The 16,351-nt window shown below is 67.8% G+C and carries 10 protein-coding genes; 1 reads left to right on the top strand and 9 read right to left on the bottom strand.

Annotation, left to right across the window (positions count from 1 at the left end; genetic code table 11):
* Positions 1-73 precede the first annotated feature (73 nt).
* Entirely contained in the window at positions 74-1,447 is a 1,374-nt protein-coding gene (locus ACIO3S_RS26485; protein ID WP_400469005.1) for a hypothetical protein, read from the bottom strand.
* Between the two features lie 174 nt (positions 1,448-1,621).
* Here ACIO3S_RS26485 and eccCa point away from each other — a divergent pair, with 174 nt between their 5' ends.
* Positions 1,622-5,653 (top strand): type VII secretion protein EccCa, encoded by a 4,032-nt coding sequence (gene eccCa, locus ACIO3S_RS26480; protein WP_400469004.1) that lies wholly within the window; start codon positions 1,622-1,624, stop codon positions 5,651-5,653.
* A 67-nt stretch (positions 5,654-5,720) separates the two neighbouring features.
* On the opposite strand, the gene ACIO3S_RS26475 is transcribed toward eccCa, so the two are convergent.
* The 8 genes from ACIO3S_RS26475 to ACIO3S_RS26440 form a co-directional block, all read right to left on the bottom strand.
* Positions 5,721-7,838: a protein kinase gene (locus ACIO3S_RS26475; protein ID WP_400469003.1), complete on the bottom strand. Its 2,118-nt coding sequence runs from the start codon at positions 7,836-7,838 to the stop codon at positions 5,721-5,723.
* Between the two features lie 242 nt (positions 7,839-8,080).
* On the bottom strand, positions 8,081-10,291 hold the full coding sequence (locus ACIO3S_RS26470) for a protein kinase (protein WP_400469002.1): 2,211 nt from the start codon (positions 10,289-10,291) through the stop codon (positions 8,081-8,083).
* 57 nt (positions 10,292-10,348) lie between these two features.
* Complete coding sequence (locus ACIO3S_RS26465; RefSeq protein ID WP_400469001.1) at positions 10,349-11,935, bottom strand: ABC transporter substrate-binding protein; 1,587 nt, start codon at positions 11,933-11,935, stop codon at positions 10,349-10,351.
* A 238-nt stretch (positions 11,936-12,173) separates the two neighbouring features.
* Positions 12,174-12,809: a transcriptional regulator gene (locus tag ACIO3S_RS26460; protein WP_400468999.1), complete on the bottom strand. Its 636-nt coding sequence runs from the start codon at positions 12,807-12,809 to the stop codon at positions 12,174-12,176.
* A 136-nt stretch (positions 12,810-12,945) separates the two neighbouring features.
* Positions 12,946-14,043 (bottom strand): hypothetical protein, encoded by a 1,098-nt coding sequence (locus tag ACIO3S_RS26455; protein WP_400468998.1) that lies wholly within the window; start codon positions 14,041-14,043, stop codon positions 12,946-12,948.
* A 348-nt stretch (positions 14,044-14,391) separates the two neighbouring features.
* On the bottom strand, positions 14,392-15,018 hold the full coding sequence (locus tag ACIO3S_RS26450) for a protein TPRXL (protein ID WP_091044284.1): 627 nt from the start codon (positions 15,016-15,018) through the stop codon (positions 14,392-14,394).
* Positions 15,019-15,020: 2 nt separating this feature from the next.
* Entirely contained in the window at positions 15,021-15,692 is a 672-nt protein-coding gene (locus ACIO3S_RS26445) for a hypothetical protein (RefSeq protein WP_400468997.1), read from the bottom strand.
* 19 nt (positions 15,693-15,711) lie between these two features.
* Complete coding sequence (locus ACIO3S_RS26440) at positions 15,712-16,347, bottom strand: hypothetical protein (RefSeq protein WP_400468996.1); 636 nt, start codon at positions 16,345-16,347, stop codon at positions 15,712-15,714.
* Positions 16,348-16,351: the final 4 nt, after the last annotated feature.

Below are 16,351 nucleotides of genomic sequence, written 5' to 3'. Positions count from 1 at the left end.
TCCGGACAATGTGTTCTTACCCCGTCTCCGGAGTTCTAAACACAAATCTCTGAACTTTTTTCAGCCCTGCTGTCTAGCCGTTGAAACCCGATTCCCACAGGTGTCTGAAGAACCCCGAGGAAACCACGAACGAAGCGATGACGGCGGCGCCGCACAACGACTCGGACCAATCGGCCCGAGACGCCCACTTCGCCGAGCGCCAGCCCCGGCCGGTCGCGATCGCCGCGATGATGACGGCGAACCCGATCACCACGACTCCCAGACCGAACCAGGAGACCAGCTCCGGGTCGGCCCAGCCTACGAAGGCACGGACCCCGTCCGCCAGCGCAATAACCCCGGCGACCCGGAGTACGCCACGAGGCAGCCAGTAGCGATAGCTGCGCGCCGCGAGCAGGATCACGAAGGCACCGGCCAGCAGGATCAGCCAGCCACCGATCCGGTCCACGTCGTCCGTCGCGGTCGCCACCAGCGCCGGTCCACTCACCGCGACCACGGCGAGCACCGCCCAGGAGGCCGCCGCCAGGGTGCGGGCGCCGCGATCGGCCACCGCGGTGACCTCGTCGATCGGGACCGTCGCCTTGCCAGAGGTGGTCTTGGCCCGTGCCGACCAGGCGGTCACGGACAGCTTGGAGACGTCGAGGAGATAGGAGTCCGGGACGTCGACGGCGTACGACGGGACGATCCGCGCCGCCAGCGCGGCGGCCGCGAACAGGATCGACCACGGCACCTGCGGCGAGGTGCCGAGCAGGGCGCACAGCGCGGTCACCACGAAGACGACGACGCCGGTCGTCGTCCAGATCTTCAGCGCCTCGTCGACACCGTCGACGAGCGACCGCGAGATGGTCGCGACGACCGCGGAGCTCAACCCGGCCACGCCGACCGCCATGGGCAGCGTCTCGGGCGCCGGGTCGACGGTGATGACGAAGGCGGCCCCGGCCGCGAAGGCCGGAGCGGCGATCGCCCGGCGCGCCGCGTACGGCCCCGCGGGGATGATGCCGACCAAGGCGCCGAGCGCGAGCAGACCGGCGATGGCCAGTCGCTGCCAGCCGTCGGCCTGAGCGCCGAACCCGGCCGCGCCGACCGCCAGGAGGGTGGCCAGACCGACCCAGTAGAACGAGAAGCTGCCTGCTCGGACCGGGGCGGCCGTCTCCACGACCTCGCGCCGCGCGTAGGCCTGAGTAGGCGGCGAGTCGGCGGCGAGCAGGGCGCCGGAGGTGATGCCGCGGGAGGCGAGCGACGCGTCCGGCTTGATCACCTCGCCACGACGATCGCGCAGCACCGGGGCCGCGGGCAGGCCGACGGCCGTCGCGTACTCCCGCGCCAGGTCCGAGGCGTGCGCATCGGACGGAACGACGATGTCGACCACTCCGGCGGTGCCGTGGACCGTGACCGCCAGGCCGCCTGCTGCGAGCGCCGGCTCTACGGCATCGGCCGTCTGAGTGGGCATGACACCTCCCGGATGCGTGATGACCCTGTGACAGAGTTCCACATCGGAAGCTCCACCGCCCGTTTTACCCGACCGGCACGGTTAAGGGTAGTAGCCGGGTAGCGGGCACTCTAAGATCCTGACCACCTGCGGCATCCGGGCCCGCGGGGCACTGAACCAGTCTCAGGGGGACACGTGACCATCGCTGCGACAGCCGGCGGTACCCGCACCGAGGAGCCGGAGGTCCCCGAAGGGGAGCTGGCTCTGAATGCTCCGCCGGCTATCGAAGAGGGCGAGGGCGTCGGGGGCATCCTGATGAACGCCATCCCCATGCTCGGTGGCCTCGGGTCGATCGTGCTCATCGCGACGATGCAGTCGGGCGCGGGCGGGTCTCCGCCGATCCAGCGCTACATCGCCGCCGGCATGTTCCTCTTCGCGACGCTCGGCTTCATCTTCGTGCAGATCGACCGGCAGCGTAAGCAGAAGCAGAAGCAGGTCGGTGGGCAGCGTACGGACTACCTGCGCTACCTGGCCGGCGTCCGGCAGTCGGCGCGCAGGGCCGGTGAGCAGCAGCGCAAGGCGCTCACCTGGCACTATCCGGCGCCGTCGTCGCTGCCGGCGATCGCCGAGGAGCGCAGCCGGCTCTGGGAGCGCTCGAACACCCACAAGCGCTATCTCGACGTCCGCTACGGCGTCGCGCACCAGCCCCTGGCCCTCACTCTGGTGCCGCCCCAGCAGACCCCGATCGACCAGGTCGACCCGGCCTCGGCGAGCGCGCTGCACCGGCTGCTGACCGTCCACCGGGTCCAGCCCGACCTGCCGGCCGCGACCAACCTGCGCGGCTTCGACAAGATGGAGATCTGCGGCAACGAGGACCAGGCCCGGGCGCTCGCGCGCGCTCTGATCTGCGGGATGACGGCCTTCCACTCGCCGGAGCAGCTGGTCGTCGCCGTACTCACCTCCGAGCGCAACCTGGCCGAGTGGGACTGGGTCAAGTGGCTCCCGCACGCACAGAGCGGCCGCGAGGTCGACGCCGTGGGGCCGCGCCGCATGGTGGTCACCAACATCAACGACCTCGCCGCCCTGCTTCCGACCGAGGTCGGCGAGCGCGCCCGCTGGGGCACCGACGACCGGATCCCTTCGCCGCAGGTCGTGGTCATCGTCGACGGCGGCTCCGTCCCGCCGGGCAACCACGTGCTTCCGGACGACGGCATCCAGGGCGTCACCGTCATCGACCTGCCGACCCACTGGGACGAGCTGTTCGACTCCAGCCGGGTGCGGTTCCTGATCGACGACGAGGAGCCCGACGAGAACAACACGGTCTCCGGCTACCAGGTGCGCGTACGCATGGACCCGGTCCGTCTGCGGGTGGACCAGATGAGCATGGCCGACGCCGAGGCCTACGCCCGCCGTCTCACCGCGCTCTACACCGTGGCTCCGGAGGGCTCCGACGCCGCTGCCGAGACCCCGCAGGACACCGAGATCGCGGCGCCGAAGGACTACATGGCGCTGCTCGGTCTGGGCGACGTACGCTCCTTCGACCCGGACGTCGCCTGGCGTCCCCGCGCCAACCGCGACCGGCTGCGTGTGCCGGTCGGCGTCGGCGAGGCCGGCCAGCAGATCTACATGGACATCAAGGAGTCGGCCCAGCAGGGAATGGGGCCGCACGGCCTCGTCATCGGCGCGACCGGTTCCGGTAAGTCGGAGTTCCTCCGCACCCTGGTCCTCGGTCTGGTGCTCACCCACCCGCCGGAGGTCCTCAACCTGGTGCTGGTCGACTTCAAGGGTGGTGCGACCTTCGCCGGGATGGCGGGCATGCCGCACGTCTCCGCGGTGATCACCAACCTCGAGGGCGAGCTCACGCTCGTCGACCGTATGCAGGACGCGCTCTCCGGTGAGATGACCCGCCGCCAGGAGCTCCTGCGCGAGGCCGGCAACTTCTCCTCACTGAAGGACTACGAGAAGGCCCGTACGCAGGATCCCTCGATGGATCCGCTGCCGTCGCTGTTCATCGTGGTCGACGAGTTCTCCGAGATGCTCTCGGCCAAGCCCGAGTTCATCGACCTGTTCGTCGCGATCGGTCGTCTGGGCCGATCCCTCGGCATCCACCTGCTGCTCGCCTCGCAGCGTCTCGAGGAGGGCCGGCTGCGCGGTCTCGACTCCCACCTCTCCTACCGCGTCGGCCTGCGTACGTTCTCCGCGCAGGAGTCGCGGACCGTGCTCGGTGTGCCGGACGCCTACGAGCTCCCGGCGGTCCCCGGCCTCGGTTACCTGAAGCCCGACCCGACCAACATGCAGCGGTTCAGGGCGGCGTACGTCTCGGGGCCGCCGGCCGCGGGGTCGCGGATCCGCCGCGACGAGGGCGGCAAGCTGCAGGGCATCTTCCCGTTCTCGATCGCCGAGGTGAAGCAGCTGGCGATGCCGGTCGAGGAGGAGGAGCGTCCGGCCACCCCGGTCGTCGGCGCGGACGGCGTCGAGAAGTCGATGCTCGACATCGCCGTCGACCGGATGACCGGCCACGGCACCCCGGCCCACCAGGTCTGGCTGCCGCCGCTCGATATCCCCGACACGCTCGACACGCTGATGCCCGACCTGACCACCTCGCCCGAGCTCGGTCTGCACTCGCCGGCCTGGAAGCGGCTCGGTGGGCTGGTGGTGCCGCTCGGCATCGTCGACAAGCCGCGTGAGCAGCTGCGCGACACGCTCACGGTCGACCTGCGCGGGGCCGCCGGTCACGTCGCGGTCATCGGTGCCCCTCGCACCGGTAAGTCGACCACGCTCCGCACCATCGTCACGTCGATGTCGTTGACCATGACGCCGCAGGAGGTGCAGTTCTTCGTCCTCGACTTCGGTGGCGGCACGTTCGCACCGCTGGCCAAGCTCCCGCACGTCTCCGGTGTCGGCACCCGTTCCGAGCCCGATGTCGTACGCCGCGTCCTGGCCGAGATCTCCGGCATCATCGACCGCCGCGAGGCCTACTTCCGGGCGCAGGGCATCGACTCGATCGAGACCTACCGCACCCGCCGCGCTCGTGGCCAGGCCGACGACGGCTGGGGCGACGTCTTCCTCGTCATCGACGGCTGGGGCACGCTGCGCGCCGACTTCGACGACCTCGAGTACGCCATCCAGGAGATCGCTCCGCGTGGGCTGACCTTCGGTGTCCACATCGTCGCGTCGGCCGGTCGCTGGGCCGAGTTCCGCTCCTCGATGCGCGACGTCTTCGGCACCAAGCTGGAGCTCCGTCTGGGCGACCCGATGGACTCCGAGCTGGACCGCAAGCTCGCCGCCCTGGTGCCGACCGGTCGCCCGGGTCGAGGCATCGTGAAGGAGAAGCTCCACTTCCTCAGCGCCCTGCCCCGCATGGACGGCGACGGCTCGGCGGCGACGCTGGGTGACGGCGTCGACGACCTGATCTCCCGGATCTCCGCGGGCTGGCAGGGTCCTGCCGGCCCGAAGCTGCGGCTGCTGCCGGAGAGGATCACGATCGAGCGGATCCGCGAGCAGGCCGGGGTCACCGAGGAGAAGCCCGGCAAGCGACTGCTCCTGGGGATCAACGAGAAGGAGCTGGCTCCGGTCGGTCTCAACCCCGACACCGAGCCCCACCTGCTCGTCTTCGGCGACGGCCAGTCCGGCAAGTCGACGCTGCTCCGCAACATCGCCCGCGAGATCATGCGGACGCATTCGCCGAAGGAAGCCCAGATCGCGGTGGTCGACTACCGGCGCTCGATGCTCGGCGAGATCCCGGACGACTACCTGGTCAGCTACCTCACCTCGGCGACGCAGGCGACGCCGGCGCTGAGCGACCTGGCGGACTACCTGTCGAAGCGGATCCCCGGCCCCGACGTCACGCCCGAGCAGCTGCGCAACCGATCCTGGTGGACGGGTGCGGACCTGTTCTTGCTGGTCGACGACTACGACCTGGTCGCCACCCAGCAGGGCTCGCCGGTCGCTCCTCTGCAGCCGCTGATGGCCCAGGCCCGCGACGTCGGCCTGCACGTCATCATCGCCCGCCGCTCGGGTGGAGCCTCGCGGTCGCTCTACGAGTCCGTCATCCAGTCGATGCGCGATCTGGCCATGCCCGGCCTGCTGCTCTCCGGCAACCCGGACGAGGGTCCGCTCGTCGGCAACCTGAAGCCGGTCCCGACGCGCCCGGGCCGAGGTCGTCTGGTCACCCGCGACCGAGGTATCGAGGTCGTCCAGCTGGCGTGGAGCGAGTCCTCGGTGTAGCTCGCCCCTCCGACCGAAATCAGCGGCCCGCGACCTGATCCAGGTCGCGGGCCGCTGCAGTCGTGATCTAGAGAGTCCCGGTCCCGTTGTTGTTGGACGCCTTGCGCAACGGGGGGTGGGTCTCGAACTGGTCGGCGCCAGGCATCTCCCAGGTCTCGACGGTGAACCCGTCCTTGCCGGAGATCATCACCGACGCCTTGTTGAGATACTCGTAGTCCCCGTCACCGGCGCGCAGCGGGTTGACCAGGTCGTCGCGGCCGTCGCCGTTGACGTCGGCCGCCGCGGGGATCTGAGACCCACTGAGGGCGTCGTCGTTCCTGACCGGGTCGTCGATGTCCCACGCCGGCTCGTGCACGAACTTCTTGCCCTCGGGGTCGTAGGAGTAGACGCGGAAGACCCACTTCTGATCCGCGACCTCCTGGGTGATCATCTCGTCCTTCCCGTCACCGGTGACGTCGGCGAAGATCGGCGTCTCGGCGGACCGGTCGCCGTCGGGCCCGGGCAGGTCGAGCTCGGTCTTGGTGAGCTTCGAGCCCTGGCTCATCAGCAGGACCGCCGCGGCGGGGGAGGTTTCCCTGGCGCCCATGACGATGTCGGCCCGCTTGTCGCCATCGAGGTCACCGACCTCGAAGTTGACGTCGAACGTGGTGCCCTTCCAGGGACCGGTGTACCAGTCGGCGCTCTTGGCCCAGGTGTTGTCGGCCTTGCTCAGCATGACCGTGACGTGGAATTTCAGGTCCTCGAGCTTTCCGAGCTCGGCGTCGTCCGCGGGCAGCTTGGTTCCGTTGCCGACGGAGATCATGCCGATGTCGTCGCGGCCGTCACCGTTGAAGTCGGCACAGAACATGGCCAGACGCTTGCCCGAAGCAGGCACCTGGATGGAGCCGTCCGGTTGGTTCTTGGAGTTCGACTCGACGTTGAACGTCGATCCGACGCCGGACAGCTGGACCACATCGACCCGCCCATCGGCGTCCAAGTCACCGAGCAGGTTGCCGAAACGGAGGCCCTTGCCGGTGCCGGTCTTGAACGCCTTGCCCGTCGAGGCGAACAGAGTCGCGGCGTTGGTGTCCCAGTTGTAGTTGATGTCGCCGAACGGCGCGCCGAGCACCAGGTCGCCCAACCGGTCTCCGGTGATGTCGCCGCGTACGGCCGGTTTGGGCTTCGCCGGAGTGTTCTCCGTGGTCGTGAGCGTGATCCCGAGCGCGGCACCACCGGCGACGAGGACCGCCGCGGCCGCCCCGGCTGCAACCCACCACTTGGTCTTGGCGCGCTTGAGGGTGACCGTGGCGCCGGAGGCGAACCCCATCTGGCGCCCCGCCATGGCCGCGAACCGGTCCCGGACGCGGACCGCGTCGCTGGACCGTCCGGCCGGGTCCTTCGTGAGCAGGCCGCCCTGGCCGGAGAGCAGGTCGTTGGCCTGAAGCGTGAAGTCGTCCCTTCCGGGCAACGTGGGGATCGGCTGGGAGCTGTGGGCCATCGCCGTCTCGACGTCGTTCGCCCCGGTGAAGGGCACCTCGCCGGTGACCAGCTCGTAGAACAGGCAGCCCAGCGAGTAGAGATCGGTCGCCGGGCTGGCCGGTGCACCCATCGCGCGCTCGGGCGCGAGATAGTCCCAGGCGCCGGAATGAATACCGGGCCGGGCCGTCGCGGAGTCGTCGGCGCGCGCGGCCGCGAAGTCCGAGAGATAGGCGTACGGCGGGTTGTTGCCGTCACGCAGCAGGATGTTCGACGGCTTCACGTCGCCGTGCACGACCCCGACCTCGGGCGAGTGGATCGCCGCCAGGCCATCGGCGATCTGGGCGCAGATGTCGGCGGCCATGGGGCCAGGGAGCCGTCCACGAGCCTTCAGCAGTGAGCCGAGATCGCCGCCGTCGGCATACTGCGAGACCAGGTACGGAGCACCGTCGCCGGTCCGGCCGTTGGTGTAGACACCCAGGATGTGGGGCGAATCGAGCTTGGCCATCAACGTGGCCTGCTTGTCGAACCGGGACACGAACTCGGGGTCACGGGCGCTCCGCCCGAGGAGCACCTTGATGGCGACCGCTCGGTTGAGCCGGGTGTCGGTCGCCCGGTGGACGACCGCGCTGTCGTTGGACGCCACCTGCTGCTCGAGCCGGTAGGGCCCGATCATCCCGGGGGTGTCCTGCTGTGCGGGCGGTGGAGGCGGCGCAGGCTGTGACGGCACCTGTGACGGCACCTGCGTCGGCGCCAGTGTCGGTGCCTGCGTCGGTGCCGGAGGCGTCGGAGGTGGCGGGGGTGGCGTCCGCGTCGGCGGGGGTGGGGGCGGCGGAGGCGGCGTACTCGTCGGCCCGCTGGGTCGAGCGATCCGCGGCCGGATCGTGGTCTTGTCGGGGTCGTCGACGGGCGGGCGCTCGAAGGAAGGCTCGGGCCCGCGAGGGTTGTTGTCAGGGATTCCTGTGGAATCGCTCATCCGAGAGTTCCTCCCATGAGGTTGTAGCGGCGCACGTCTTCCGGCGAGTTCTTCCACGTCGCCAGCTCGTGGCCCGGGAACGTGCCCTCCTTCGAGGCCAACGCCACATAGAACGTGTAGGGGCTGTCGCTGGTGTCCTGGGAGGCCGCAATGACGTCGGACCGCCCGTCCCCGTTCACATCGGCCAGTGTCACGGGATACCTGCTGACGGTCTTGAGGGTGTTGCGTGGCTTAGGGAGCTTTCCGCGCGTGGCGATCGAGAACTCGGCCAAGTCATCGCTGAAGGTCCCGATCGTGATCGTCTGGCCCTCGCCTCGGCCGGACTCCCCGACGACGATCTCGTCCAGGCCGTCGCCGTCGACGTCACCAGCGAGGAACGAGCTGATTCCCTGGTGCTTGAAGGGGAACGACTTGGCCGCGGCAACGGTGGCTCCATCTCCCTGATAGAGGTCCAGCTCCGAGGTTCCGGTCGTGAGCGTCTTGTTCTCAGGTTGACCTGCAGCTCGCTTCAGCACCACGAGGTCGGCCAACTTGTCGCCGGTGAACTCACCCACCACGACCTGCTCCCTGTCCTCAGCCGGATAGGCCGCGAACTGCGTCGGCTCCGCGAAACCTGATCCCGTGCCGCGATAGACCCAGATGGCGCCGTCGCCGACCGTTCTACCTTGCCTGTCGAGGTCAGGGTCCGGGTTGCCGAAGGTCGTCGCCATGAACAGATCGGCTACGCCATCACCGTCGAAATCGTCGGTGCCCAGGTCGTAGTAGAACGTCGACCCAGCCATCTTCTTGCCCTGCTCGACGACCCCTGCGGGAGCCTTGAGGGATCCCTCCAGATCACCGTGGAAGTTGAAGCCCTTCTCGCTCCGTACGAAGGTGATGAACGAGTTCTTCCCATCGCCGGTGAAGTCGGCGCAGAGCGGGAACACCTCGCTCCCGTCGTTGTCCTCCGGAAGCGCGGGGTCGTCGTACGTGACAGCCTTCGACGGGGTCAGCGTGCGGCCGTCCGACTTCCAGGTGACCACGTCGACACCCTTGCCGTCGGGGTTCTGGACATTGGTGACCACGTCCCCGAACTTGTCGCCGTTCACATCCGCGTACGCAGCGCCCTTGACGGTCGGCACGATGGGCTCGGGCCCGTGCTCGACCCAGGGCTGGGTGATCGCCAGAGCACCACCGACCCCGAGGGCGGCCACCCCGACCATCGCCGCACCGACCCGCAGCGGGGTGATCCTGGACGGCCGCGCGGCCTCCTCGATCAGGATGGCCTCGCTCTCGGACGGCGCCCGTACGGCCGCGACCAGGATCGGCGCCGGGTTGGGGTCGGTCATCGACGGCGCGGGCACGAGCTGAGCGGGCGCGGTGATCTCGCGCAGCTTCAGCAGGTCGTCCTTGAAGACCGCCGCACTCTGGTAGCGGCTCCGGCGGTCCTTCGCCATCGAGAGCTGCAGGATCCGGTTGGCTTCCCTGGTCCACTCGTCGGTGCCGACGAACTGCGGGATCGGTGCGTTCTGGTGCGCCATCGCCACCTGCACGGCCGCACCCGAGTAGGGGATCTTGCCGGTCAGCGTGAACCACAGCATGCAGCCCGCCGCGTAGATGTCTCGCGACGGCTCCGGCGAGATCGGCCGGCCCTGCGCGTCACGCTCGTCGCGGATGTACTCGGGCGCCAGGTAGTTCCAGGTGCCGGTGATCCCGCCGGCGGGCGAGTCGGAAGACGAGGTCGCGATCCCGAAGTCGCACAGGTACGCGAACGGGTCCAGAGGGCTCGCGGGGTTGCGGACGAGGACGTTCGACGGCTTGACGTCCTGGTGGATGATCCCCGCCTGGTGGGCGTCGTGAAGCGCCCCCGCCACCTGGGCGTTCACCAGGCACGCCAGGTGCGGCGCCAACGGCCCGTTGCTGCGTACGAGTCCGGTCACATCACCGCCCTTGATGAACTGGGTGACGATGAACGGGCTGCCGTGCTGCTCGCCGATGTCGTAGATCGCGATGATGTGGGGCGACCTGATCTGCGCCAGGGTCTGCCCCTCGCGGATGAACATGTCGATGAACTGTCGGTCGGCGAGGTGGGCATGCACCATCTTCAGGGCGACCTGCCGTTCGAGCTTGGTGTCGAAGGCGTCATAGACCACGCCCATTCCACCCTCACCAAGAATGCGATCCAGGCGGTAGTGGCCGAACACTGCCCCGGGATGAAGCGTCGTCATGCCCGCACCCTATTCAAGGGTGGCGGAACCCAACCACTCCAATGCGCTAAAAGTCGCCTACTTCTTGGTCGGCGACCATTCGACGATCGTCGAGACGAGCGGTGCGACCTGCCCGGAGCGGGGACGTACGCTGTCGACCTTCTTGTCGATCACCGTCACCGTCGGGTTCATCACGATCGGCACGACGATCGAATCCCGGACCAGCGTCTTCTCGATCTGGACGCGTACGTCGCGAGCCTCGTAGGGATCCGCGGTGCGGGCCAGCTCGCTGATGAGGCGGTCGCGCTCACGGTCGCCGCCGCCGGTCGCGTTCTGGCTGCCCTTGCTACCCCACTGCGCCGAGATCTCCTCCGGCGTCTGCGGGACCGGGATCCGGACGAGCGCAGCGTCCCACTTGTTGCCGGAGATCACCTTGTCGGCCGAGGACACCCCACAGTCGGTGGTGCCCCAGCCCTCGTCGTCCACGACGTTCGAGATGGTGTCGTAGGCACCTGAGGCGAACGCGCTCGACTTGTCGTAGGAGATGCACACCTTGGCGCCGCGCGGGGCCGCCGCGTCCTCGGAGGCCTTGAACTTCGTGGAGAACCCGGAGTCCTCGGTCGCGATCTGGTAGCCCTCGCCACCCGGCGGGAACAGCACGACATCGGTGGCTTCGTACGCCTCGGCCCACTCGCCCGCGCCGCCCTCGGCGATGTCGCCGCGAGGCACTGCCCGCAGATACGCCGTGCGCGTGTCCTTGCGCTTGAACAGGCCCCGGTCGCTGCGGAGGATCAGCGCCCACATGGTGCCGTCGTTGGCGTTCTCGACGGCGTAGTCGCGGCGCTCGAGGTCACGCACCTGCTTCCGGTTGGCCTTGGTCGGGGTGACCTGGACGACGTCGACCTTCTCCCCCAGGCTGTTCAGGGCGTCGGAGCCGGCCGGGGTGAGGCGTACCTGCTCGTAGGTCGGCCTGGCCTCACCCGCGTATTCCGGGTTGGCCTCCAGGTCGACCTCCTGGCCGCCCTCGCCGGCCGAGATCTTCGAGATCCGGTAGGGACCGCTGGAGAGCAGCGCCTCCTCGGACGCCTTGCCGTTCTCGGCGATGGTGAAGGACGAGTTCCACGCCTCCGCGATCTTGGTGAGCTTGGCGGTGTCGGACTCCTCGATCGCGGTCTCGACGACCTCCTTGGCCTCGATCGGGTCCTCGATCTTCAGGGCCTTCTGGCCGACGACGTGCGCCGGCACGGCGACGTCCAGGGCCGTACGCCAGTCGACCACAGGCACCACCAGCGGGACCTCGATGGCGCGGGCGCCCTCGTCGACCTCGGGGATGTAGGCGCTCTTGGTCAGACCGGTCGGCACCGCGCCGAAGTCGACCGTGCCGTCCGGGCTCCCCTCCTTCGGGGTGCGGAAGTAGCCCGAGGTCGCGGCCCAGGCGAGCATGAGGTCGGCGGTGTCGATCGGCACCCCGTCGGACCAGGTCGGCTCGGCCAGGTCGTAACGCACCCGGGCCTGCTTGTCGCCCTCCATGGTGACCTTGCCGAAGGTCTCGTCCATCTCGACGGTGTCGTTGACCAGGGTGCCGAAGGCTCCGCGGGTCAGCGAGGCGATGTCGAGGTTTCCGTCGGTCACGCTCGCCGCGCTCGCCGGATTGGTGCTCGTCAAGGACTCCATCCACGCGACGGCGACCTCAGAACCCTCCTCGACCGAGGCGGGGAGGTCACCCGAACAGGCGGTGGCGACAAGCGCCAGGCTGGCAACGGAAACGAGTCCCGCTCGACGACGTGCCCCAGGATGCACCTTCAAGTCCCCTCTCCGAGACAACGGACGCCCAGATCCTAACGAGCCTGAGCGGAGACCTGCCATCGACATGGCGGGTCTCCGCTCCCGCGGCGACATCACCTCACGAGGCGGGGATCTCCACCTGCTCCGTGAACTCGGCGATGGTCTTGTCCGAGCCGATCACCTTCGCGCCGTCGCGCTCGTACTCGATGAGGTACGTGTCAGCCTTCTCCTCGACCTGGAAGGCGATCCAGCCGGTGTGCTCGCCACCGTCGCGACGCTGCACGTCCTCGAGCGGCGTACGCTTCGCGGCGGTCAGCTCCTCGGTCATCAGGCGGGTGTCGGCGCTCTCGAAGTCGGCGCCCTTGTCCCACGAGATCTCGAAGTTCCCGTCCGAGATGCGACCGCCGTACTCCGTGCCGGGCTTGATCTTCACCTGGAGCAGCACGACCTCTCCGCCCTCGGCGATCAGGTCGGCCTCCTCCGTCGACGGGAAGTCACGGACCGCGGAGATGACCTCGATCGAGTCGCCCATGTCGGGGTCCTTGAGCGTCTTCCCGATCTTGACCTCCTTCTCCTCACCCGCTGGTGCTGCGGACGGAGACTCGGAGGCCGGCGCGCTGGACTCGACCTCGGCCGCAGTGTCTGCGTCGGAGTCGGTCGCCTCGGAGCCGCACCCGGTCAATGCGAGCGCGAGGCCGAGGCTGAGGCCGACTGCGACCGATCGACAGGTCCGGACGGTGGTGCGAGTGCGCATGGAGAAGTTCCTTTCAACAGTGACTGTTCCCGAGATCGAGAGGTATGGCGCCACCCTGGCAACCCGAGCCCCTGGTGGTCGTTCTTTACTTCGGCGTGTCGCGGTGATCCCAACGACATCGCCTGGCCTTCGCCTGTCAGCTGTTCTCGGCCACCCACTCCGGATTGACCGCCAGAGCTGTCACCGAAGCGTCCTTGGTCGGGAAGTCGACGTCCTCCACATCGATCTCCAAGGCGATGGAAGGCTTGCCGGTCGCCAGGTCCGTGCGTACGAGGCTCAGCGCTGTCAGCTCAGTCCACACCCGGTCGCTCCGGCGCTTGGTGAACCGCTTGTGCAGGTCGGTCTCGTTGGTCATCGTGTACGCGGCGTTGGAGGAGTAGGTGAGCACCTCCGCGTCGAGCCCGATGTATCCCTCCACCCAACCGACCTCGCGCGCCTGGACCGGTGCCGTCGCGCTGGTCGGGAGTGGGGCGCTCCACATCGTGTTCTCGACGACCCAGACGAGCTGGCCGTCCGCGACCGTCACCGCCGAGGGTGCACCGATCTGCGAGGAGGCGTCCTCCGGATAGACGATCTCGTGGTCCACAGCAGCCTTGTCCGCCGACGTCCCCTTCGCAGTCGTCCAGGTGCGGAAGAAGTGCTGGTCGTCGTCGTTCTCCCACCCTTCGTAGACGATCCCGTCGACGCAGGGCGATGTGCTGCCTGGGCTGGTGGGCTCCAAGGTGCTCAGGATGTCCGTACCGTCATGCGGATAGGCCGAGGTCAACGCCGCAAGGTCCCACTGGTCCTCCGGGATCGACTCGCTGTTCTCCTCGAAGGCCTTGGTGCTGGTGCCCCTCCCCGGCGCGAACACACGCTCGCCGCACACCGCGGCCGTCGTCGTCTGACCGTACGGCGACACCCGGGTGGTCGCCTTGCCGCTGTCCCCGTCGATGTAGGTCACGAACGGATCCTCGGACGAATCCGCGGGGCTGAACCCGACCAACGTCCCCTCACCGACCTGCACGCGGTACCACTCGTGCATCGTCTCGAGGGACTTGTCGTCGCTCGTGCGCTTGTTGTCGGTGAGCCCCGACTCGTCGATCACGTAGTCGTGCGCCGTGTCGGACGTCGTGATCCCGTGCTCCGTCCAGGAGATCCCGGCACCTTCGACCTCCTCGAGCTCGATCGCCCGAGTCTTCCCCTCCGGCGAGACCAGCACGAGGTAGCTGGAGTCCTCCCCGCCCTCCGTCACCCGAAACGCCACAACCGCGTCTTCGATCGCGAAGTCCTTCGGCGGCAGACCAACACTGCAACCAGAGACCAAGGCAGCCGTAGCCACCGTCATCGCCGCGATTCCCCGAGCCACCGCTCACACTCCGTCATCAATAGATAGGTACGACGCGGACAGGCTAGCGATCGCCGGGCCCGACCTCTCGCCGACGTCGCTGAACGCCGCAGAATAGGGTGTGGCTCCTCGACCTCGGGCAAGTGGAGCGCCTGGCGGCGCGGCCCAGATCGACGTCCTTAACCATGCGAACGCAGTCACCGAGGCATCCGGCAACCCCCGTTCGCGCAGGTCGGGCCGCCGATTGTGGCGGGATCAAGCTGGCAACCACCGCAGCGTGGACACGCACAGGTCGAGCCCGTTCTTCCACCCGATGAACTTCTCATCGGTCGCGGGCATCGCCTCTGGACGGGCGAGGCTCGCCGTGATCTGTAAACCACGGCGACGCATGGATCCCGGTATCGGCGTCATGTAGACGATCGACGTCACCACGATGTTGCCGCCCTCGAGCACACGGGTGGATTCACGCTCGAACCGGATGAACCGCTTGTCGCCGAACAGGGGCTTCGCTCCGTGGTCGCGGACCGCTTGCGCCACGTAGGCGCCGAGATCGCCACCATCCTGCGAACGTCGGATCGCGGCAAGCATCGATGCAGGGTAGTAGGCCTTGCTGTCGCCCATGTCGCCGGTTTGAGCGAAGTAGGCGACGACATTCTGCTTCTGCATCAATGCGTACGCCTCATCCAACTGCGACCGGAGAGTTGCGTGTAGCTCGGGTCTGTTGGCCGCCATGAACCGCTGCTTCATAGCAGCGTCCATCTTCTCCTTGCCCGCATCGTCGGGGCTGTGCCGCTCCCAACCTGGAAGAAGCTTCAACTCAAAGTCCGGATCCTTGACAGCTCCGAGCATCTCGCGCAACGACGTCCCTCCCTGATCGCTCATGGTCACACCCCACCATTCCTAACCGACTGAAGTGGCGCCTGGTCGTAGGCCTCGAAGTCGGGATAAGAGACAACCCGTCGCGCACGCAACCGGAGGAGCGCTCGGTGTCGACTCTCCAGGAGGACCTGCTCGTTCTCGGGCGAGAGCTGGTCGAGATCGACCGCCGGTGGCTTCGTTTCGGAGCGGAATCGGTGATGCCCGACGATCGTGCCGACCGAGACGGCCACAAGAGCCACCGCAGGAATCATCATGAGCCACCACAGCGAGTTGTCCATGTTGGCCGCGAGAATCGCGATGATCAGCCCCACGGCGAAGATCGTCGCCATGATGCCGAACGCCGACACCGTCCGGTCCGCCTGCCGATACGGCATGGCACGCCACTGCAGGTAGAAGTACAGGACCGAGAAGGCGCCGAGGATACATGCGACGTAGAGGAATGCGATCACCCCGCCACTGGCGCGCCCGCCGACGAGGGCGGCGACCGCAACTCCAAGAACGATGAGTCCGACGATCGCCACCCACGTCATCAACTTCGAGATCAAGCGTTGGGCAGGGGTGCGTCGTCGGTCCCTGGCCGCCAACTCCAGCTCGATGTAGGCATAGTCCCGGACAACTCTGTTGAGTTCGTTGATGTCGAATCCGGTGCCCGCCATCTGTACAGCAGCCCAGTCCATGGGGCTCGGAGCCGCAGGTTTAGGCATTGGAGATGCTCTCCCATTCGTCTGTCGGCTTGCGCGTAACTGCTGGAATTGGATCTGCCGCGAACTGTTCCCCGTTCGGCTCTGTGATTCGCAAAGTGGAGAGCAACACTGGAAGGCCAGCCATCGTCAGTTGGAAGACCTCCTGTGAGCCGGCCTCAGCAATCACGAGGACACTTCCGGATTCGTCGCCGAACGCATATACAGCCGTGAAGAGTTGGAGATCTGCTCCGTTGATCGTCTCTTCTCGTAGTGCAACACACTTGAGGCCAGGGCCGAGGGCCGCACCCGGGTACTCGTCTACGTCGAATCCGGCATCACGCCATCCCGAAGCGTCCAGAGGAGCGCCCGCCGCCAGCACTATGCGCACCCGACTGGGCACGGGGACGTCGAGCGGCCAGTGCAACATCACTGACAACGTCCCGAGCTCGGCTGCTTTGGCTACGGCATCCGTTAGAGCGTCACGGATCGCCGCTTCGACACCAGGGCCCCAAGCTTCCTCGCCCCACCAGGATCGGATGCGTGTGATCTCGCTCTGAAACCACTTCTCCGGTTCACCGATGCCTTCGCCCGGTACCCGAGTCCAACCGCTTTGGGGAAGCACTCCTTCAGCAAGCCACTCCGCTTCCATCATT

Origin of the sequence: Nocardioides sp. NPDC087217 (genome assembly GCF_044744805.1) — a bacterium.
In the GTDB taxonomy this organism is placed as follows: domain Bacteria; phylum Actinomycetota; class Actinomycetes; order Propionibacteriales; family Nocardioidaceae; genus Nocardioides.
Note: the sequence above shows the minus strand (reverse complement) of the source record. Positions and strands in the feature narration are given on the sequence as shown.

Bases quoted from the DNA above. Each gene is read 5' to 3' on its own strand.
- ACIO3S_RS26485 (WP_400469005.1), bottom strand. From the start codon at position 1,447: ATGCCCACTCAGACGGCCGATGCCGTAGAGCCGGCGCTCGCAGCAGGC.
- ACIO3S_RS26470 (WP_400469002.1), bottom strand. From the start codon at position 10,291: ATGACGACGCTTCATCCCGGGGCAGTGTTCGGCCACTACCGCCTGGAT.
- ACIO3S_RS26460 (WP_400468999.1), bottom strand. From the start codon at position 12,809: ATGCGCACTCGCACCACCGTCCGGACCTGTCGATCGGTCGCAGTCGGC.
- ACIO3S_RS26450 (WP_091044284.1), bottom strand. From the start codon at position 15,018: ATGAGCGATCAGGGAGGGACGTCGTTGCGCGAGATGCTCGGAGCTGTC.
- ACIO3S_RS26445 (WP_400468997.1), bottom strand. From the start codon at position 15,692: ATGGACTGGGCTGCTGTACAGATGGCGGGCACCGGATTCGACATCAAC.
- ACIO3S_RS26440 (WP_400468996.1), bottom strand. From the start codon at position 16,347: ATGGAAGCGGAGTGGCTTGCTGAAGGAGTGCTTCCCCAAAGCGGTTGG.